This window comes from Streptomyces sp. AA1529 (genome assembly GCF_000280905.1).
Classification (GTDB): domain Bacteria; phylum Actinomycetota; class Actinomycetes; order Streptomycetales; family Streptomycetaceae; genus Streptomyces.
Genome location: NZ_ALAP01000020.1, coordinates 90,482 through 110,258, shown reverse-complemented (window position 1 = coordinate 110,258; position 19,777 = coordinate 90,482). Strand labels below are relative to the sequence as shown.

19 protein-coding genes are annotated in these 19,777 nt (G+C 73.9%); 7 read left to right on the top strand and 12 right to left on the bottom strand.

The genetic code is table 11. The annotated features are described in order from the left end of the window. Positions 1–17: 17 nt before the first annotated feature. The 4 genes from A949_RS0106650 to A949_RS0106635 form a co-directional block, all read right to left on the bottom strand. Entirely contained in the window at positions 18–1,598 is a 1,581-nt protein-coding gene (locus A949_RS0106650; RefSeq protein ID WP_019355221.1) for an FtsX-like permease family protein, read from the bottom strand. Then, complete coding sequence (locus tag A949_RS0106645; RefSeq protein WP_026004398.1) at positions 1,595–2,308, bottom strand: ABC transporter ATP-binding protein; 714 nt, start codon at positions 2,306–2,308, stop codon at positions 1,595–1,597. The genes A949_RS0106650 and A949_RS0106645 overlap by 4 nt, the downstream gene beginning before the upstream one ends. Further along, a complete protein-coding gene (locus A949_RS0106640; protein WP_026004397.1) occupies positions 2,305–2,844 on the bottom strand; it encodes a PadR family transcriptional regulator in 540 nt (179 codons plus the stop codon). Before A949_RS0106640 ends, A949_RS0106645 begins: the two co-directional genes overlap by 4 nt. 193 nt (positions 2,845–3,037) lie before the next feature. Then, positions 3,038–3,865 (bottom strand): class I SAM-dependent methyltransferase, encoded by an 828-nt coding sequence (locus A949_RS0106635; RefSeq protein WP_026004396.1) that lies wholly within the window; start codon positions 3,863–3,865, stop codon positions 3,038–3,040. Between the two features lie 197 nt (positions 3,866–4,062). Here A949_RS0106635 and mshA point away from each other — a divergent pair, with 197 nt between their 5' ends. Next, positions 4,063–5,430: a D-inositol-3-phosphate glycosyltransferase gene (mshA, locus tag A949_RS0106630; RefSeq protein ID WP_019355217.1), complete on the top strand. Its 1,368-nt coding sequence runs from the start codon at positions 4,063–4,065 to the stop codon at positions 5,428–5,430. Continuing rightward, positions 5,423–5,923, top strand: coding sequence for a YbjN domain-containing protein (locus A949_RS0106625; RefSeq protein WP_019355216.1), 501 nt, complete (start codon positions 5,423–5,425; stop codon positions 5,921–5,923). The genes mshA and A949_RS0106625 overlap by 8 nt, the downstream gene beginning before the upstream one ends. A gap of 61 nt (positions 5,924–5,984) precedes the next feature. On the opposite strand, the gene A949_RS35450 is transcribed toward A949_RS0106625, so the two are convergent. Further along, positions 5,985–6,422, bottom strand: a complete 438-nt coding sequence (locus tag A949_RS35450; protein ID WP_019355215.1) for a DUF3618 domain-containing protein — start codon at positions 6,420–6,422, stop codon at positions 5,985–5,987. Continuing rightward, on the bottom strand, positions 6,419–6,898 hold the full coding sequence (locus A949_RS0106615) for a phage holin family protein (protein WP_078565355.1): 480 nt from the start codon (positions 6,896–6,898) through the stop codon (positions 6,419–6,421). Before A949_RS0106615 ends, A949_RS35450 begins: the two co-directional genes overlap by 4 nt. Positions 6,899–7,121: 223 nt before the next feature. Between A949_RS0106615 and A949_RS0106610 the strand changes: the two genes are divergently transcribed. Next, positions 7,122–7,511, top strand: a complete 390-nt coding sequence (locus A949_RS0106610) for a hypothetical protein (protein ID WP_019355213.1) — start codon at positions 7,122–7,124, stop codon at positions 7,509–7,511. 116 nt (positions 7,512–7,627) lie between these two features. Here the strand turns inward: A949_RS0106610 and A949_RS0106605 are convergent, their stop codons facing one another. Together A949_RS0106605 and A949_RS0106600 are read right to left on the bottom strand one after the other, a co-directional pair. After that, positions 7,628–8,032 carry a hypothetical protein gene (locus tag A949_RS0106605; protein WP_019355212.1) on the bottom strand — a complete coding sequence of 135 codons (405 nt, stop codon included), beginning with the start codon at positions 8,030–8,032 and terminating at the stop codon, positions 7,628–7,630. A 101-nt stretch (positions 8,033–8,133) separates the two neighbouring features. Beyond that, complete coding sequence (locus A949_RS0106600) at positions 8,134–8,850, bottom strand: SDR family oxidoreductase (RefSeq protein ID WP_019355211.1); 717 nt, start codon at positions 8,848–8,850, stop codon at positions 8,134–8,136. A 71-nt stretch (positions 8,851–8,921) separates the two neighbouring features. Between A949_RS0106600 and A949_RS0106595 the strand changes: the two genes are divergently transcribed. Next, positions 8,922–9,740: a helix-turn-helix transcriptional regulator gene (locus tag A949_RS0106595; protein ID WP_019355210.1), complete on the top strand. Its 819-nt coding sequence runs from the start codon at positions 8,922–8,924 to the stop codon at positions 9,738–9,740. A gap of 77 nt (positions 9,741–9,817) precedes the next feature. Here the strand turns inward: A949_RS0106595 and A949_RS0106590 are convergent, their stop codons facing one another. Both A949_RS0106590 and A949_RS32690 read right to left on the bottom strand, forming a co-directional pair. Beyond that, positions 9,818–10,996, bottom strand: coding sequence for a methyltransferase domain-containing protein (locus A949_RS0106590; RefSeq protein WP_019355209.1), 1,179 nt, complete (start codon positions 10,994–10,996; stop codon positions 9,818–9,820). 503 nt (positions 10,997–11,499) lie between these two features. Then, complete coding sequence (locus tag A949_RS32690) at positions 11,500–11,904, bottom strand: hypothetical protein (RefSeq protein ID WP_019355207.1); 405 nt, start codon at positions 11,902–11,904, stop codon at positions 11,500–11,502. 485 nt (positions 11,905–12,389) lie between these two features. On the opposite strand from A949_RS32690, the gene A949_RS0106575 reads away from it, so the two are divergent. After that, entirely contained in the window at positions 12,390–13,151 is a 762-nt protein-coding gene (locus tag A949_RS0106575; RefSeq protein ID WP_026004395.1) for a GntR family transcriptional regulator, read from the top strand. 188 nt (positions 13,152–13,339) lie between these two features. On the opposite strand, the gene A949_RS0106570 is transcribed toward A949_RS0106575, so the two are convergent. Further along, a complete protein-coding gene (locus A949_RS0106570) occupies positions 13,340–14,749 on the bottom strand; it encodes an MDR family MFS transporter (RefSeq protein ID WP_019355205.1) in 1,410 nt (469 codons plus the stop codon). A 319-nt stretch (positions 14,750–15,068) separates the two neighbouring features. On the opposite strand from A949_RS0106570, the gene A949_RS0106565 reads away from it, so the two are divergent. Further along, positions 15,069–15,950 carry a 3-hydroxybutyrate dehydrogenase gene (locus A949_RS0106565; protein WP_019355204.1) on the top strand — a complete coding sequence of 294 codons (882 nt, stop codon included), beginning with the start codon at positions 15,069–15,071 and terminating at the stop codon, positions 15,948–15,950. Between the two features lie 10 nt (positions 15,951–15,960). Continuing rightward, entirely contained in the window at positions 15,961–18,189 is a 2,229-nt protein-coding gene (locus A949_RS0106560) for a helix-turn-helix domain-containing protein (protein WP_019355203.1), read from the top strand. Here the strand turns inward: A949_RS0106560 and A949_RS0106555 are convergent. Further along, entirely contained in the window at positions 18,151–19,680 is a 1,530-nt protein-coding gene (locus A949_RS0106555; protein ID WP_019355202.1) for an MFS transporter, read from the bottom strand. The two genes, A949_RS0106560 and A949_RS0106555, sit on opposite strands and share 39 nt — an antisense overlap. Positions 19,681–19,777 lie beyond the last annotated feature (97 nt).

Below are 19,777 nucleotides of genomic sequence, written 5' to 3'. Positions count from 1 at the left end.
CGGCGGCGCCGTTCGGTTCACTGGGTGCGGAGTTCCTCGACGGACGTGGTGGAGCGCAGGAAGAGCAGGGCCGCTGCGGTCGCGGCCAGCAGCAGGACCAGCGCGCCACCGGCCTGCAGGGCCAGTTCGGCCCAGGGGAGGTGGGTGGCGCGGACCATCTCGGGCACCTCGACCGCCTTGCTGTTGGCGTCGGTGAGCGCGCCCGGGCAGCCGTCCGCGGCCGCGCACGCGCGGAAGCGGTGTCCGCCGGCCGTGGCCTGGCGGCCCATGACGCCGCGGCCCAGGGCGGTGCCCAGCGCGAGGGCGAGGAGAACGGCGGGTACCGCCGGCGCGAGGGTCTGCCACAGGGTGGCCCGGGCGAGCACGCTCCTGGGCACCCCGGAGGCGAGCAGCGCCGCGTGGGTGCGCCTGCGCGCCGCGACCGCCTCGGCGAGCGCGACCAGCAGTCCGCCGACGGCGATCACCGCAGCCGTGACGACAGCGACATCCACCAGGAGCATGGAGTCGAGGTAGAACGGGTCGGCTCTCGTGAGCGCCCCGTCGTCGACTCCGGCGCGCGCCTCGTAACGCGCCGCCGCCGTCTCCGCGTTCCACAGCGCCGAGAAGCTGGCGCGGACGGCTGCCGCACCGGCGCCGACCAGTACGCAGGCCAGGAAGGCGGACAGCGTGCGGCTGCCGTGCCACGGGTCCGCGATCAGCCGCCGGGCGGCGAGCAGGGCCGGGGCGCGGCGGGCGAAGCGGTGGAGGATCCGGCCGGCGGTGTGGGAGAGCCAGGCGGTGCCGAGCACCAGCCCGAGTACGGTGCACACTCCGCCGACGAGCAGGAGCAGCAGCGGCAGTCCGCCTTCGACGAGGACGGAGTCCGTCTCCGGCAGGCCGCTTTCCTCCGGGCGCAGGGCGCCCACCCCGGCGAAGGCCGCCGCCGCGGCCAGCAGGAGGAGCCCCGGCCATGGGCGGGGAGTCCGGGTGCGGGTGCGGCGGGTCACTCCCAGCGGGCTCACCACGACCCGGCGCGTCAGCACGGCGGAACTCACCGCGCTGAGCAGGGGGATGCCGAGCAGGACCGCGGCCATGCCGACCGGATGCGGCAGCACATCGGTGGGCAGCGGCAGCCGGCCGTCCGCGTTCGGCTCGTCGAGAACGGCTCGGAGCGTGAAGTGCACCGCGAAGCCCGAGCAGGCGCCCAGCAGGGCCGCGAGTCCGGTTTCGGTGGCGACGACGGCGCTGCTCTGCCGGGGTGTCGCTCCGGCCAGTCGCAGCGCGGCCAGCCGCCGGTCCCTGGCGGGCGCACCGATGCGTGCGCACTGTCCGGCCAACGCCAGTACCGGGAGGGTCAGCAGGCCGAACGCGAGGCACACCCCGGGCCGCAGCCCCGGCTGCCGCAGCAGCAGGCTGCTGTACTGGTCCGATTGCGCACGGGAGCCCGCGGTCACGTCGAGGGGTGTGCCGATGGCGGCCACGGTCAGTCCGGCGAGCAGGGCGAGGGTGCCCAGCAGCGCGCCTGCTGCGGAGAGGACGACGCGGAGGGTGTCCGTGCGGGTTCCGGCACGTGCGAGCCGCAGCAGCACGGCGGGCCGCATCTCCAGCACGGCGCTCACAGCGGGGTCCCCGTCCGTGCGCCGGCGCCGAGTCTCCCGGTGCCGAGTCCGCTCGCGTCGACGACGCCGTCGTGCAGGACGACTTCCCGGTCGGCGTATGCGGCCACGACCGGGGCGTGGGTGACCAGCAGGACGCTGGTGCCCCGCTCGCGGGCCGTCCGGACCAGTTCGCCCAGGAGCTTCTCCCCGGCGAGTTGGTCGAGGGCGCCGGTGGGTTCGTCCGCGAAGAGCACCCGGGGCTCGGTGACCAGCGCACGTGCCGCGGCGACACGCTGCTGCTGGCCGCCGGAGAGCTGTCCCGGCCGGGCCTCGGCGGCCTCCGCCACGCCGAGCCGGTCGAGCTGGGCGAGTGCCGCGGAGTGGGCCTCGGACCGACTGCGTCCGGTCAGCAGCAGGGGCAGCGCGACGTTCTCCGCCGCTGATATCTCCGCCACGAGCTGGCCGAACTGGAACAGTACGCCGAATTCGGTACGGCGCAGCCGGGTGCGGTCGGCCTCCGAGTACGCGCCCAGCGGCCTGCCGCGATACCGGACCTCGCCCGAGTCGGGGCGCAGGATGCCGGACAGGCAGTGCAGGAGGGTGGACTTGCCGCAGCCGCTCGGCCCCGTGACGGCCAGCACCTCGCCCTCGGCCAGTTCGAGGCCGACGCCGCGGAGCGCCGGTGTGGGGCCGTAGGACTTCACTACGGAGTCTGCTTGGAGGACTGTCATCCGTGGATCTCCCGATGGAGGTCGGTGACGCGTTCCAGCGTGGTCTGCATCCAGCGCAGGTCGGCGTCCAGGTGGGTGAGGGCGAAGTCGGCGGCGATCACGTCGCCGAGACCGGTCGCCGGGTCCGCCTTGAGCGCGGTGAGTTCCCGCAGCCGCGCCGTGTGCGCCCGGCGTTGGGCGCTCAGCCAGCTGCGGGCCTGTTCGGGATCGGCGACCAGCAGCGCGACGACGACCTTGGCGAGCAGGTCGGAGCTCACGTAGGGGGCCGGGGTCTCGACCGCGGCCAGCCAGGTGTCCAGCGCCTGGTGTCCCGCGTCGGTCAGGGCGAACAGTGTCCGGTCGGGCCCGCCGTCGCGGTCGGTGCCCGTCTGCTCGACCAGCCCGTCCCGTTCCAGTCGCCCCAAGGTGGCGTACACCTGGCCGAACGCCATCGGCTTCGCCTTCGGAAAGCGCAGGTCATGGGCCTTCTTCAGGTCGTACCCGTGCAGCGGTCCGGCGGCGAGCAGGGCGAGCAACACGTGAGCTGCGGTCGACATGAACTCCACTATTCTCTGAATGAATAGTCAGGGTCAAGTGCGCACGGTCACGGGCTCTTTGCGATGTGTCAGACGTCCGCGGGCGTCCGAGGACGCTCTGGGCCCGGTTGCGGGAACGCCTCGCGGGCAGGGGACCGCCTGCGCGGCCGCCACTGAACCGGCGCCCGGCGGCGAGCCGTCGGGGCGGGAGGTGTCAGATGAGGGTGCTCGGCATGGTGTGCGGGGCGAGGGCGCTCCAGCGGACCGTCACCTCGCCCTGGCGCCAGCGGCGGGGGCCGTCGGCCAGCGGCCAGTCCGCGGCGAGGGCGCGTACCGCGCGGATCCAGCGCTGCCGGGCGCTGAGGGCGCCGTAGGGGGCGGCGGTGGCCCAGGCGCGGTCGAAGTCGGTGAGGAAGGCGTGCACCCCTTCGCCGGGCACATTGCGGTGGATGAGTGCCTTCGGCAGCCGTTCGGCCAGGTCGGAGGGGGTCGCCAGGGTGGCAAGGCGGGCCGCGAAGGTCACCGTGCGCGGGCCCTCCGGGCCGAGCGCCACCCAGACATGGCGGCGGCCGATCTCGTCGCAGGTGCCCTCCACCAGCAGCCCGTCCGGCGCCAGCCGCGCGCACAGCCGCCGCCACGCCGGGACGACTTCCGCCTCGGGGTACTGGCGCAGCACGTTCGCCGCGCGGATCAGCGTCAGCCCGCGGCCCCGGTCGACGGGCAGTTCGAAGCCGCCGCGGACGAAGGCCAGGCCTGGGCGCGCGTACGGGTGGGCCGCGGCGACCCGCGCCGGGTCGATCTCGACGCCGTACACCCGCGCGTCGCCGCGCACCGTGCGCAGTCGCTCCAGCAGTTCGACGGCCGTCCAGGGCGCCGCGCCGTAGCCGAGGTCGACGGCGGCGGGCGGGGTGGGGGAGCGGCGGAGTGCGGGGGCGTGCGCGGCGGCGATCCAGCGGTCCATCCGGCGCAGCCGGTTCGGGTTGGTCGTCCCGCGGGTGACCGTACCGACCGGACGGGACGGTACGGGGGGACGCGGCGGCATGAGGCGAGGATACGCGGGCCCGGGAGAGCCGAGCCGATTGTCACAGTTCGGCAAATTCGGCCGCGGAGCGGGAAGACGGAGCAACCTTTCCGCTGTTCTCGCACGCGGGCCGCGCGTGGCCGGGTCGCGGCTGCCGCGACCTCGTACCGCACCGTGTCCCGGACCGCACCGTCCGCAACGGAGGAGGCATCGGAACCGTGAGCCACCACGTGTCCCGGCTCGGTCAGCGGCGCGGCGGACGCTCCGCCCTCCCGTACCAGTCCAGGCCCCCGCTGCTGCGCCTGACCGGCCCGCGCCGGGCCCGCCGGGTGGCGATGCTCAGCGTCCACACCTCTCCGCTGCACCAGCCGGGCACCGGCGACGCGGGCGGCATGAACGTCTACATCGTCGAACTGGCGCGGCAGCTCGCAGCGCAGGGCACCGAGATCGAGATCTTCACCCGCGCCACGACCGGCACCCTGGCCCCCACGGTGGAGCTGGCACCCGGCGTCCTCGTGCGGCACATCGACGCGGGCCCCTACGAGGGCCTCTCCAAGGAGGAGCTGCCCGCGCAACTGTGCGCCTTCACGCACGGAGTGATGCAGGTGTGGGCCGGCCACCGGCCCGGCTACTACGACCTGGTGCACTCCCACTACTGGCTGTCCGGGCACGTCGGCTGGCTGGCCGCCCAGCGCTGGGGCGTCCCGCTGGTGCACGCCATGCACACCATGGCCAAGGTCAAGAACGCCGCCCTCGCCGACGGCGACACCCCCGAGCCGCCCGCCCGCGTCATCGGCGAGACGCAGATCGTGCGCGCCGCCGACCGGCTGGTGGCCAACACCGACGAGGAGGCCGGCGACCTCGTCCACCACTACGAGGCACCCCGCGACCGCACCGCCGTCGTCCACCCCGGCGTCAACCTCGACCGCTTCCGGCCCGCGGACGGCCGCGCCGCCGCGCGGGCCCGGCTCGGCCTGCCCCAGGACGCGCTGATCCCCCTCTTCGCCGGCCGCATCCAGCCGCTCAAGGCCCCGGACGTGCTGCTGCGCGCGGTCGCCCGGCTGGTGGACGAGGACCCCTCGCTGCGCCGCCGGATGGTGGTGCCCGTGGTGGGCGGGCCCAGCGGCAGCGGACTCGCCAAGCCGGAGGGGTTGCAGAAGCTCGCCGCCCGGCTGGGCATCGCCGACCTGGTCGCCTTCCGGCCGCCGGTCGGCCAGGAGCAGCTCGCCGACTGGTACCGGGCCGCCTCCGTGCTGGTCATGCCGTCCTACAGCGAGTCCTTCGGCCTGGTCGCCGTCGAGGCCCAGGCGTGCGGCACCCCCGTGGTGGCCGCCGCCGTCGGCGGGCTCCCGGTCGCCGTGCGGGACGGCGTCAGCGGCTACCTGGTCGCCGGGCACGACCCCGCCGAGTACGCCCGCGCCCTGCGCCGCTTCGCCGACGACCCGCACCTCCCGGACCGGCTCGGCACCGCCGCCGCCCGGCACGCGCAGGGCTTCGGCTGGGCCGCCGCCGCGGGGTCCACCGCCGAGGTGTACGCCGCCGCGTTGCAGGAGCGGCGCCGTCGCCTACGATCGCCGCATGGGTGACGTTGCTGCCGCCGCACGTGCGGCGATCGAGCGGACACTGAACGACGCCGAGCTGGAGTGGGAGAGCCCGGCGGAGGGCACGTACGTCGTCACGCTCCCGGGCACCCGGAAGTTGCAGACCACCTGCTCACTGGCGGTCGGCGCGCACTCCCTCTCGGTCAACGCCTTTGTCGTGCGCAACCCGGACGAGAACCACGCCGCCGTGCACCGCTGGCTCCTGGAGCGCAACACCAAGCTGTACGGCGTCGGTTACGCGATCGACGGGCACGGCGACATCTACCTCGTGGGGCGGCTGCCGCTGGCCTCCGTCACCGGCGAGGAGATCGACCGCCTGCTCGGCAGCGTCCTGGAGAACGCCGACGGCTCCTTCAACACCCTGCTGGAGATGGGCTTCGCCAACGCCATCCGCAAGGAGTACGCCTGGCGCACCGCGCGCGGCGAGTCCACCCGGAACCTGGACGCGTTCACGCACCTGACCGAACGCGAGGGCTGAGCGCGCGCCACGCGAGGGATGAGCGCGCGCCGCATCGCCTCGCGGGCCGCCGACAGCAACGTCACGCCGGCCGCTGTCCAGGACGGTGGTGCCGGGTGCTTCCTCCTCCGGGCCGGTGGCCTCTCGGACCCGCTCGGTGGCCATGCACGCGGTGGCCCTGCACGCCGAGGCGCCGCCTGCCCCCGGCCGCATGCCGACGGATCACCGGCAAGTCCGACTGCGCTCCGCCATGCTTCCGCCTGGCGTGCCGCAGGAACAGGGCCACGGCGACCAACGTCGCGCCACCGGCGGCCGGCAGGGTGCCGCCGCGGGTGGTCTCCCCGGCGTGCCGCGCTCTCGCCTTCAGCTGGGCGGCCTTCCGCTGCCCGTGTGCCTTGATGTCCGCGCGCGCCGCCAGCGCCTCGACGGTCTCGCCGAGTTCCCGGCGGGTCTCCTCCACCTGGGCGCGCAGCTCCGCCGGGCTCGCCGCGGAACCGTGACTGTGGGGGCTCTGCGTCATCGGTGCGACCTCTCCTTCACCTCGGCGACATCCGCTTTCAGGCTCTGTACCGTCTCCTCGGGCTTCGCCGGCGTCGCCTTGCCGATCTGGCCCTTGCCGAGCACGGCCAGCGTCCCCGCGACGACCGCCAGCGCGGCGGTCACCACCAGGGCCGCGAGCCACAGCGGCAGCACCAGGTCGAGGGCGACGATGACGGTGGCCGCGAGCGCCTGGAGGGCGACGAAGCCCAGCACTCCCGCTCCGCCGAACATGCCGCCGCCGAGGCCGAAGCGCTTGCCCTTCTGCCGCATCTCGGCCTGCGCCAGTTGCAGTTCCTGCCGCATCAGCTGGGAGACCTGCTCCGAGGCGTGCTGTACCAGCCTGCCGACCGACTCCTCGCCGCCCGCGTCCGCGCGCGGCGGGGATTCGGATGTCCCGGGCGGGGCCTCGTGGCCTGCCTCGTGGCTCCGGGGCGGGGCCTCATGCGTCGTCGTCATGGTGCGCACCAGCCTTTCGCTGCTCGGCGTCCGGTGCCGGGTCACTCTCCCCCCGGCGGTACCCCGGCCCTCCCGGCCTATGCGGTAGCGCTCCGTGACCGAAGACCCGGTCGCCGGGATACGCCGGTCACGGAGCGTGCCCGGATCCGCAGCTGAATACTCATCGGCGGATGAGTACGAGGACGGATGGTCGCGTCCCCGCACGGTCCGTACGTTCCCTCCCATGGAACCGAACAGCACTGCGGCGACCGCGCCCCGGAACGCCGACTCCGCCGCCGGGCCCGCCGCGGAGCGCCCGCGTCCGCGTACCGCAGCCGAGTGGTCGGGGCTGGTACTTCTGGCCGCCGCGGTCCTGCTCTTCGGCGCCATGGTGTTCGTCTTCGGCCCGCTGCTGGCCATCTCCTGTTCGGCCTGCCAGGACGGCGTCCGCGGCCCGCTCCGGTTCGGAACCGCGCTGACGGTCACGGACAGCGTCGGAGTGCCGCTGACGACGCTGGGCACGTTGGTCGCCATGTTCGCGGTCCGGCGCGGCGCCCGGGCGGCCGGCATCGGCCTGGGCATCCTGCTGCTGCTCCTGCTGGTGCAGTTGGCGCTCGGTCAGATCACGGCCTGAGCCGTTGGCGGGGGCGGGGAGGTGACGTCGGGCCTCGGCCGCCGGTGCCCCGGTGGGCGGTCGGCGGCCGGCCGGGTCGTCCCGCCCGACCGGCCGCCCGACCGACCGGCCGCGCCTCAGATGATGGGGCTGGTGTAGACCCCCGTGGAGTTCTGGCTGCCGATGAAGGGCTTGTTCACGGCCCACAGGTCGGCCCATTCGTACTCCGGTACGTTGAAGCTGCACTTCACCCAGCCGGCGGCCGCGCCCCGGCTGTTGAAGCACTCGCGGCCCCAGCGCGACGGGAGCCTCGACTTGAGCGTGCCCGCGACGGAGTCGCCGTTGGCCTTGGTGTCCTTGACGTAGACCGCGTCCCCGTTCGCGACGAAGCATGCCTTCGCACCGGACGTCGACACGCATGGGGCGCTCGACGGCGGCGCACTGCTCGGGGTGCCGTTCGCGGCGGCTGCCGCGGTCGCCGTTCCGGCGGTGATCAGTACGGCGGCGGGAACCGCCAGCAGCGCGCGCCCGAGTGTTCTCATGTGTGCTCCCCGTTGTCCGTGTGTGGCTCAAGTGGCTTGTGTGTCGGCCTTATTGAACACCACGTGGTATGCGCGACCGTCCTCGGTGCCGCCCGGACCGCTCACCAGGGCACGGGTGTTCCGTCCCAGGAGAAGAAGCCGCCGGTGGGGCCGTCGTCCGGCAGCAGGGCCAGACGGAGGGCGCCCTGCGCGGCCTCGGCCGGATCGCCGCCGGCAGCGGCGGCCTGCGGGTTGAGGTCGGTGGCGCGCAGGCCGGGGGCGAGCGCGTTGATCTTGAAGCCGTCCTCGGCCAGCGTCTGTGCGTACAGGACGGTGAGGGCGTTGAGGGCCGCCTTGGACGACCGGTAGGCGGCGGCGCCGCCGGTGCCCGGGGCGAACTGCGGATTGGGTGAGGTGCTCCAGGTCAGCGACGCGGTGCCGCTGGAGACGTTGACGATGCGCGGACGCGGGGACCGGCGCAGCGCGGGCAGGAAGGCGTTGGTGACCGCCGCCACACCGAACACATTGGTCTCGAATGTGCGCCGGTACTCCTCGATGCCGGATTCGGCCGGCGGGGCGAGGGACGGCGAGATGCCTGCGTTGTTGACCAGTACGTCCAGACGGTCCAGCCGAGCCGCGGCTCGTTCGATGCCGTCCGGATCCGTCACGTCGAGGACCAGCGGGCGGGCCCCGGAGCCGATCTCCGCCGCGGCCCGCTCCCCGCGCCCCGGATCACGGGAGCCCACGTACACGGTGAACCCCTCGGCGGCGAGCAGCCGGGCGATATCCTTGCCGATGCCCTTGTTGGCACCGGTGACCAGAGCTGTGCGTGTGTTCATGGCAACCATGCTTCTCCTGGCGTGGGCGTCCTGCCAGGGACAGCCTGTACCAGGCAGCGGGAGGAGGCGGCATGGCCCGACAGGAACTCGCCCACTATCTGCGGGACCGCCGGGCGGCCCTGCGCCCGCACGAGATCGGCCTGGCGACAGCCGGTGCCGACCGCCGCACACCGGGTCTGCGCCGCGAAGAGGTGGCGGAGCTCGCCCATATGTCGGTCGACTACTACACGCGGCTGGAGCAGGCCCGCGGGCCGCGGCCGTCGGCCCGGATCCTCGACGCACTGGCCCGCGCGCTGCGGCTCGCACCGGCCGAGCGCAGCCATCTGTTCCGGCTGGCCGGCTCGACCGCGCCGCCCCCCGGCGGCAGCGCGGTGCGGCAGGTGCGACCGCATGTGGCCCGGATGCTGGAGCGGCTGCCGGAGACCGGCGCCCTCGTCACCGACGCGGCGTACGACGTCGTCACCTGGAACCCCCTGGCCCGGACCCTGCTCGGCGCCGACCCCGCGGCCGGGGCGACGAACCTGGCCCGCCGCCGCTTCCTCGGCGGGGGACCGGCGTACGAGAGCACCAGCGCCGAGGAGTTCGGACACATCGTGGTGGCCCGGCTGCGCCGGGCCGCGGACCGCTATCCGCACGACCCGCGGCTGGCCGCACTGCTGGCCGAACTCCACTCCGGGAGCGCGGAGTTCCGGCAGATCTGGCAGACGCGACCGGTCCACGCCCCCGGGCACCGCACCAAGACCCTGGACCATCCGGACGCCGGAGCACTGCGGTTGAACTGCGACGTCCTGCTCGTACCCGAGGACGACCAGGAGGTCGTCCTGATGACGGCCGACCCCGGATCCCCCGACGCGCGGGCCCTGCGCAGCCTGGCCGCACGAGAGACCTGACCCGCACGCGGCGCGTGGTGACCGCCCGTGCGGCGTGGCCGGGTGCCGTGCGAGGGGCCCGGTCCTCGGTTCGGCGCTCACACTGGTGCGGGCAGGTCCCAGCGGGTGCCGTCGGGGATGTGCCAGGCGTAGGCGCTTCCGTCCGGTTCGCGGGCGTACCCGAACCGGTCCTGTGAGGGGCGCCCCGCGTCGTTCCACCACTGCCAGGCCGCTTCGACCTGCTGCCACAGATCCCGCACCCCGCCGTGCGTGACGGTGGTGGGGTCGTCGGCGAGGGGCGCGCGCGCCCAGGAGCCGTCGGGGCGCTTGAGCTGGAGCGCCATCGCACCGGCTTCGTCGATGTGGTGGACGAGTCGGGTGCGGGGCAGGTGGAAGGCGAGGAGCAGGCGGAAGGGGTAGTCGGCCCGGATGTCGGCCGCGGCGACCGTCGTCGGGCGGGTGCCGGCGGTAGGTGCCCGGTCGGGCCACCGGGGCGCCGGATAGCTGGTCGCGTCCGTGCGGGCGGCCATGAAGCGTCCGCAGGTCGCGGTGAAGTGCCCGACGGCACTGCGGGCGTCGTCCACGCCGAGTCTGACGAGTCCGCCTTCGATACCGAGGTCGAGGTCGGTGACGAGGAGTGTGCCGGGCTTGCTGTGGTCGAGCCATGCGTCGGGGACGGCCGGTACGGAGCAGGTGGCGATGATCCGGTCGAACGTGCCACCGGCAGGGTGCCCGAGGGAGCCGTTGCCGGCCGCGAGTCGCGGCACGTAGCCGGCCTCGGCGAGGCGCTGCCGCGCGGTCTCGACAAGTCCGGGGTCGACATCGACGGAGTGCACGGCTCCGCCGAGCCGACGGCTGAGCAGGGCGGCGTTGTAGCCGGTGCCGGTGCCGATCTCCAGCACGCGGTGCCCGTCCTCGACGGCCAGATCTTCGAGCATGCGGGCCATCAGGCTCGGCAGGGTGCTGGAGGAGGTGGGAATGCCGGTCCATGCCGTCTCGTCGACCTGTTCGGCGGTGGCCGGGTCGAGCGCGGTCACGAGGGTCCGGTCGCGGTACACGGCGGCCAGGTCGGCGTCCGTGCCGGTGGCCCGCCGCTCACGCCAGACGGTGATGCCGCGCGCGTCGGTCTCCTGCTCGTACCAGTGGGGCACGAACAGGTGCCGGGGAACGTCGGCGAAGGCGTCGGCCCAGGGGCGGGTGCGGATCGCGCCTGCTGTGGTGAGCTGGTCGGCGAGGGCCTTCCTGTGGGAGCGGGCGCGGTCGGGCGAGTCGTTCATGAAGCTCCTTGCAACTCGTCGGCGATGGCCTGGGCGAGGGGGAGGCGTGACCCGTCGGTCGCCATGGGGTGTGCGGTGGTGTGCCCCCGGCCGACGGCGGTGTACGAGGGACTGCCGCCTGCCGGTGGCGGCCCGCCGGTGCCGGGGAGGTGCCGCGCGGGCGTCTCTTTGGCGCGGGCGGGAGTCATGAGGTGCTGCTGAGGGCGGCGGCGACCGTGAACCCGGTGCCGAAGCCGATCGCGAGCAGCAGGAACGGCCCGGCGATCCCGCAGGTGGTCATCACGAGGTGCCGGATGCTGCGCATCAGGGGGAGGCCTTTCGATCTGCGGCCCGCTGACGTTCGTCGTCCTCGCGGGCGATCTCCTCGGCGTGCGGTCGGCACGCGTACATGCGTCCGGTCAGTGGGCCGGATCCGGGTGGGCCGCCGTCCGGCCCGGTGTAGCTCCCACCCGAGGTCTCGAACACGACGACGGTCCCTCGCATGCGGCATCGGACGCAGCGGTTCACGACTCGCTCTCCGTCCGCTGTCCGCCGACGGCGGTGGCCAGCGCCGCATGCAGCGCGGCGGGCCGGGTGAGGTGTCGGCCGCGCGACTCGCGAATCCAGTAGGGGCCGGGGCCGCCGGTGCGACCGGTGGGCGGGATCTCGACGTAGCAGGCCGTGCCGTACGTCGTCACCTGCGGCAGTGGCTCCCACGCGGTGACCGCACCAGGAGGCAGGAGCCAGTACAGGTCGCCGTTGTACGGGTCCCGGATGACAGCGCCTGCTTCGTCGCCGAGCGCCGCGAGGGCGGGACGGGCGAGGTGCGAGGGGGCGCGCACCGCGTCCCATGCGATCCCGGCAGGCACCAGGCGATTCTCGGGGCCGGAGGGCGGCTCCCAGAGGGTGCCTACTTCTGTGTCGTGCACGTGGTGTCCTCTCATGCGAGATCTGCCCACAGTCCGCGGGCGTCGTGGGTGAACCCGGATTGCCTGGACAGCGCGGCCACAATGCGGCGGCCTGGCTCGTCGACAAGCCAGACCAGGGGACCGCGAGCGCCGTGCGCGGTGATCCGCGCTCGGGCGCCGGCGGTGGAAAGGGTCATTTCGACGGCGTCCGGTTCAGTCGTCAGGACGGCGGCGAAGAGCTCGTGGGCAATGGCCGGGGCGTCGACTCTGGTGGTGCGGTCCCGTGTCCAGCGGCGTACCGCAGGGGCGGACGCTGGTACCGCCTCGAACGCCCGGCACCACGAATGCCCGGTTTCAGGCATATTCCGCCCCCCAGATCAGCGACTATCCGTGTACAGATAGTTTGTTTCTGTACTCAGAATCGCGGGAGAGTTGGCGTAGGTCAAGCGGAGCGGGAGAATATGTGAGTACAGATTTCAGTGATCACACGAACAGGTGAGGTGGCGGTGGCACAGCCCGGATACGCGCGGATTGCGGCTGATCTCCGCCAACGAATCACCTCGGGCCAGTACGCTCCCGGGGCGCGCCTGCCGACCCTTCCCGACCTCTGCTCCGAGTACGAGGTGTCGGAAACGACTGTGCGCAACGTGCTCGGCCTGCTGCGCGCTGAGGGACTGATCGAGTCGCGGGCGCGTGCCGGCACCCGGGTGAGGGAACGCCCGCCGGTGCACCGCATGGCGGCGGACCGGTATCGCGCCACGCCAGGCAAGCAGTCGACGGCCTTCACCCGGGATCAGGGCATCTCCTGGTCCGAGTACCGGCTCGACAAACGGTTCGAGCGGGTCGAAGCGGGGCCCGAGCTGGCCGTGCTGTTCGAGTGCGACCCCGGAGAGCGTCTCCTCGCACGGCACTTCGTCTTCCACGACAATGATCAGCCGACGCAGATGTCCACCAGCTATGTGCGCTGGTCGGACGTAGGTGGCACGCCGGTCGCCGACCCGATCAATGAGCCTTGGCCGGGTGGCACCAGGGCGCAGCTGGGGACACTGGGAATCCGCGCTGTGAAGGTCACCGAGTCGTTCACCGCGGACATGCCCAGCGAAGATGAGCGGTCCACGCTGCACATCGGCAGCGGCGTGCCCGTGCTGCGCTACACCCGACGGCACATCGCCGCCGATGGCCGGGTCGTCGAGGTCGCGCACCCGATTGTGCGTCGCGGAGACACCACGATCGTGGACTTCGAGATCGAACTCGGCGACGAGCTGTAGGGGACGTACGGCAACGCGCCGAAGTCCCTGACAGCCGGGGTCCTTCTGCTGTTGCGGCACGGGCGCGAGGCCGGGCCCGATCACCGACCGAGGCGGCATGGTCGTGGCGCCGCTGCGCGAAAATGCGCGGCCCTGGCCGGAAGGCGCCGCTCACCCCAGGCAGCGCAGGCCGCGGCCCCGAAGTGCGCTCAGACCGCTGGCTCCGGGGGTGCCGTCGGCGCCTCCGCGGAAGCGGGTCGGTCCGCGGAGGCGACCTCCGCGGAAGGAGCTTGCTCCGCGGAAGCCGGTCGCTCCGCGGACGCGGTCTCCGCGGGGGAGTGCACCGGCTCCGGGGCGGGGTGGGCCCGCATGCTGCGGAGCAGCAGCGCGTAGCCGAGGGCGGCGAGGGTGCCCACTGCGGCGCTGGCGGTCCACAGGGTGTCGGCGCCGAAGCGGTCGATGACGGCGCCGCCCAGCAGGGGTGCGCCGAGAGAGGCGACGGACCAGGAGAGGGCGTAGACGCCCTGGTAGCGGCCCCGGCCGTGGGTGGGCGAGAGCTGGACGACCAGGCCCATCTGGGTGGGGGCGTTGATCATCTCGCCGAGTGTCCAGACGGCGACGGCGAGGGCGTAGAACGCGGCCGACGCCGCGAAGGCGTTCAGTCCGAAGCCGTATCCGGTCAGCAGCGCGGAGACGATCAGCAGTTTGGCCGGGTCGCGGTGCTGGATGAAGCGGGTGAGGGGGAGTTGGAGGAGCACTATCAGGACGCCGTTGAGGGCGATGACGGTGCCGAAGTCGGTGCTGGTGAGTCCCTGCTCGCCCATGGAGATGGGGAGGGAGACGAAGGCCTGCTGGATGAGGGTGGCCAGCAGCAGGTTGAGGGCGACGACGACCATGAAGCGCCGGTCGCGCAGCACCGTCCACAGCGAGATGCCGCTGCTGCCGTCGGGCCGGGAGTCGGGCACCGCCTCGGTGGCGGTGCCGGGGGCGGGCGTCGGGGAGCCGGTCGCGGCGGGCCGGGACTCGGCCAGCTTCCGGAACGTGATCAGCGCGGTGGCCAGCACCATGGCCGCCTCGCCGAAGAAGAGCAGGTGGTAGCTGTACTGGGCGATGAGTCCGGCGCTGGTGGAGGAGACGGCGAAGCCGAGGTTGATGGCCCAATAGTTCAACGAGAAGGCTCTGACCCGGTCCTCGGGGCGGACGATGTCGGCGATCATCGCCTGCACGGCGGGCCGGGAGGCGTTGGTGGACATCCCCACGAGTGCGGCGACGAGCGCGATCGCCACCGGGTGCGTGACCAGGCCGAGGATCGCGACGGAGACGGCCGTCGCCAACTGGGCGGCCAGCAGGGTGGGACGCCGCCCGATGCGGTCGGTCAGCACCCCGGCGCCGAGCGAGGAGACGACTCCGCCCAGGCCGTAGAGGGCGCCGACGAGACCGGCGTACGAGGCGGAGTAGCCGCGGTCCAGGGTCAGATACAGCGCCAGGAACGTCGCCACGAAGGCGCCGAGCCGGTTGACGAGAGTGCTCGTCCACAGCCACCAGAACTGGCGGGGCAGCCCCCCGACGCTCTCGGCGGCAGCCTGCCGCACCTTGCCGAACGACACGTTCCCGGCCATGACCGCTCCCCCTGTGTGCCCGCACCCGCCGCGACCGACGTATGCGGTGAAAGACGTAAGCGGCTGAACCGCGTCGGGCACGTTACCGAGGGCGCTGATGGCGCCGCCAGCGAATTGACGGCAGCCGTCAATCGGCGCGCCCCGCCCCCGTTCGCCCGCAGATACGGGGTACGGGGCGCCGTGCCGGCCCCCGGGCGCACGGGGGAGACGGGCTTGCCGTCGGCGGGCCGGCCCCATGTGGCACTGGCACATACGGTCCGCACGAACTGCGGAGGTACGCCACATCCGGGGGCCCGCGGGACGCTCCTAGGCTGCGGGCATGACGCCCGAGCCCGAGCCCGAGTCCGAGTCCGAGTCCGAGTCCGAGTCCGAGTCCGCGCCCCCGCAGCCGCCCGTACCGACCCGCTCCGTCCATCTGGATCTGACCGGCCGGACGGCGCTGGTCACCGGCGCGGCGAGCGGCATCGGGCGGGCCTGTGCGCTGCGGCTCGCGGCGGCGGGTGCCCGGCTGCGCGCGGTGGACCTGGACCCGGAGGGGCTCGCGTCGCTGGCGGCCGAGGTGGCCGCGGCCGCAGCGGGGCCCGGCGGCGGGACGCCCGTGGAGACCCACCCCCTCGACCTGACGGACGCCGACGGGCTGGACGCGGCGGAGCGTGCCGCGGACGGCGCCGACGTGCTCGTCAACGCGGCCGGTACGCAGCTCGTCCGGCCGATCGAGGAGTTCCCGCCCGACGCGTTCCGCCGGATGCTGACCCTCATGCTGGAGGCGCCGTTCCGCACCACCCGGGGCGCGTTGCCCGGGATGTACGCGCAGGGGTGGGGCCGGATCGTGCACATCTCGTCCGTGCACGGGCTGCGGGCCTCGGCCTACAAGTCGGCGTACGTGGCGGCCAAGCACGGACTGGAAGGGCTCTCCAAGACGACGGCCCTGGAGGCGGCGGCCCACGGGGTGACCGCCAACTGCGTCAACCCGGCGTATGTGCGCACCCCGTTGGTGGAGCGGCAGATCGCGGACCAGGCCGCGGCGCACGGCATTCCGGAGGAGCGGGTGGTGTCCGAGGTCCTGCTCGCGGACTCGGCGCTGAAGCGGCTGCTGGAGCCGTCCGAGGTGGTCGAGGCGGTCGCCTATCTGTGCACTCCCGCCGCCGGATTCCTCACGGGTTCCTCCCTGCCCCTCGACGGCGCCTGGACCGCTCACTGACCCTGTGCCCATGCACAGCACGACCGACCACGGTCCCGACGGCCACAGCTCCGCACGCCACGAGAGCTCCGCGGGCCACCAACCGCCGGGCGGGGCCGCACGCCACGAGGACTCCGCACGCCCTGACCCGCAGGGCGGCTCCGCGCCGGACGCCTGCCTCGGCTATCTGGAGCTGCTGGCCCGCGGCGCACCGGCCGAGGCGTACGAGGACCCGGCGGCGCACACCGCCGCCGGGCGGACCGTGCCCGCCGCCGGACACGGCAAGCAGCTCGCGCTGCGCATCCACGCCGAACTGGAGGGCAGGCGGCGCCGCGAGGCGGAGCTGACGGCGCTGTTCGAGACGGTGCACGACCTCGCCGGACTCCGCGACCTCGACGACGTGCTCCAGGCCATCGTCCAGCGCGCCCGCCGCCTGCTCGGCACCGAGGTCGCGTACATGACCCTCAACGACCCCGAGCGCGGCGACACCTACATGCGGGTCACCGAGGGCTCGGTCTCGGCCCGCTTCCAGCAGCTGCGGCTCGGCATGGGCGAGGGACTCGGCGGGCTCGTGGCGCAGACCGCGCGCCCCTACGCGACCCAGGACTACCCGCGGGACGCCCGCTTCCAGCACACCCTCCCCATCGACCGGGGCGTCGGCGAGGAGGGACTGGTCGCCATCCTCGGGGTGCCGCTGCTGCTCGGCGGCCGGGAGGTCATCGGCGTGCTGTACGCGGCCGACCGGCGGGAGCGCGTCTTCGAACCGGAGCAGATCGCGCTGCTGCGCTCGTTCGCGGCCCACGCGGCCGTCGCGATCGACAGCACCCGGCTGCTCACCGAGACGACCCAGGCACTGGCCGGGCTGCGAGCCGTCAACGAGACCATCCGCCGCGCCTCCGACATCCACGACCGGCTGACGGAGCTGGTGCTGCGCGGCGGCGGGGTGGACGACGTGACCCGCGCGCTGGCCGAGGTGCTGGGCGGCCGGGTCGAGTTCCGCGACGGCGTGCGGTTCGACGACGTACCGGCGGGTGGCGCGGCCTCCGGCGCCGGGCCGGCGGACGGGGCGCTCTCCGGTCCCGTGCCCTCCCAATCCGTCCCCTCCGACGGCGTACCGGCCGCGGTCGAGCGCTCCCGCCGCGACGGGCACGCCGTGCGCGAGGGCGGCAGCTGGGTGGCGGCCGTCTCCGCGGGCGGCGAACTGCTGGGCGCGCTGCTGCTGCACGGGCACCCGGACCTCGCCCCGGTGGACCAGCGCACCCTGGAGCGTGCCGCGATGGTCACCTCGCTGCTGCAACTCGCCCGCCGCTCGGCCGGCGAGGCCGAACAGCGGGTCCGCGGCGAACTGCTGGACGACCTGCTGGACGCCGCGCACCGCGATCCGCACCTGCTGCGCGACCGCGCGGCCCGGGTGGGCGCCGACCTGGACGTGCCGCACACCGTGCTGGCCGCCCGCCTCGACCCGGCGCCCGCCGCCGGGGCGCCGTCCGGCCCGCCCGGGGACGCGGCGCACGCGCCCGCCGCCGGGGCGCCGCAGCGCGACGCCGGGCCGGCCCCCGACGAGGCGGAACGGCAGCGCCTGTGGTCCGCGGCCGCGCATCTGGCCGCCACCCGCCGCGGCCTGGCCGCGACCCGGGACGGCGGACTCGTCCTGCTGCTGCCCCTCGAAGCCACCGACCGGGGCACCGACCGCGGCACCGACCGGGGCGCCCCCGACTCCGGTGACCCCGGCCCCGACTCCGCCGATGCCGTCTCCGGTACGGCGCGCCGGACCGCCGCCGAGCTGGGCCGCGCGGTGGGCTGCCCGGTCACCGTCGGCGCCTCCGCGCCCGTACCGTCCCCGGCCACCCGGCCCGGTTCCGTCGCCGCCGCCTACCCGGAGGCCCGGCGCTGCCTGGACGTGCTCAGCCTGCTCGGCCGCCGCGGCGACGGCGCCGCGGCCGAGGACCTGGGCTTCCTCGGACTGCTGCTGGCCGACACCCGGGACGTCACCGGATTCGTCCGCCGCGTCCTGGGCCCGGCGCTCGACTACGACCGGCGGCGCGGCACCGACCTGGTCGCCACTCTCGACGCGTACTTCGAGAGCGGCGCCAGCCCGGTGCGCGCCAAGGACGTCCTGCACGTGCACGTCAACACCGTCGCCCAGCGGCTGGAGCGGGTCGGCCGACTGCTGGGCGACGACTGGCAGGCGCCGCACCGCGCGCTGGAGATCCAGCTCGCCCTACGGCTCCACCGGCTGACGGGCGCCCTCGGCGGCTGAGCCGGAGGAGCCGGCGGAGCCCGGGCCGCCCGCGGCGGGCCTCGCCCCGGCGGCCCCGGCCGCCGCGGCGTCCGGCTCACCCACGGTCGCCAGGTCCCGGTCCCGGGTCTCCTTCGCACAGGCCAGCGCCACGACGGTGAGCAGCGCGGCGGCGATCACATACACCGACACCAGCGCCGAACCGTCGAACTCCGCCAGCAGCGCCGTCGCGATCAACGGGGCCGGAGCACCGGCCGCCACCGACGAGAACTGCGCGCCGATCGAGGCGCCCGAGTACCGCATCCGGGTGGCGAACAGCTCGGCGAAGAACGCCGCCTGCGGCGCGTACATCGCCCCGTGCAGCACCAGCCCGACCGTCACCGCCAGCAGGATCAGCCCGAAGCTGCCGGTGTCCAGCAGGGCGAAGAACGGGAAGATCCACACCCCGACGCCGACAGCGCCCAGGAGGTAGACGGGACGCCGCCCGACCCGGTCGGAGAGGGCGCCCCACAGCGGGATGACGGTGAAATGGACGGCGGAGGCGATCAGCACCGCGTTCAGCCCGGTCTGCTTGGACAGGTCCAGGTGATCGGTCAGATAGACCAGCAGGAACGCGGTCAGTACGTAGAAGCTGATGTTCTCCGCCATCCGGGCGCCCATCGCCACCAGCACATCCCGCCAGTGGTGCCGCAGCACGGCCAGCAGCGGCAGCTCCTCCGCCGTGTCCGCGCCCGCCGCGCGGTCCCGCTCCTTGCGGGCCTCCGCACGGGCCCGGGCCTCCCGGAAGACGGGCGACTCGTCCACGGCCAGCCGCACCCACAGACCGACCACCACCAGCAGCCCGGAGAGCAGGAACGGTATCCGCCAGCCCCAGCTCTCGAACGCGCCGTCGGACAGCAGCGCCGTCAGCGCCGCCAGTACGCCCGTGGCCAGCAGCTGACCGGCCGGGGCTCCGGTCTGCGGCCAGGAGGCCCAGAAGCCGCGCCGCCGCGGATCCCCGTGCTCGGAGACCAGCAGCACTGCGCCGCCCCACTCGCCGCCCAGCGCGAAACCCTGCACCAGCCGCAGCGTCGTCAGCAGGACCGGGGCGAACGCGCCCACCGTCGCGTGGGTGGGCAGCAGCCCGATCGCGAACGTGGCGCCGCCCATCATCAGCAAGCTGATGACCAGCAGTTTCTTCCGGCCGACGCGGTCGCCGTAGTGGCCGAAGACCAGCGCGCCGACCGGGCGGGCCGCGAAGCCGACCGCGTAGGTCAGGAACGCCAGCAGCGTGCCGACCAGCGGATCGGAGTCCGGGAAGAAGAGCTTGTTGAAGACCAGCGCGGCGGCCGAGCCGTAGAGGAAGAAGTCGTACCACTCGATGGTGGTACCGACCAGGCTGGCCGCGACGATCCGGCGCAGCGACTGCCCGCCCGGCGCGGGCCCCGGGGGCTCGGAGGAGCCGGAGCCGGGTGGGGACGAGGAAGACCAGGAGGACGAGGAAGACGAGGAGGACGAGGAAGCGGAGACCATGCCGCCGCACGCTAGGTAACCCCGCCCCCGGCCCCCATGTGGCCGCACCCCACACTTCGCCGCCCCGCTGTGCGACGGGACCCCACCTCGCGCCCGG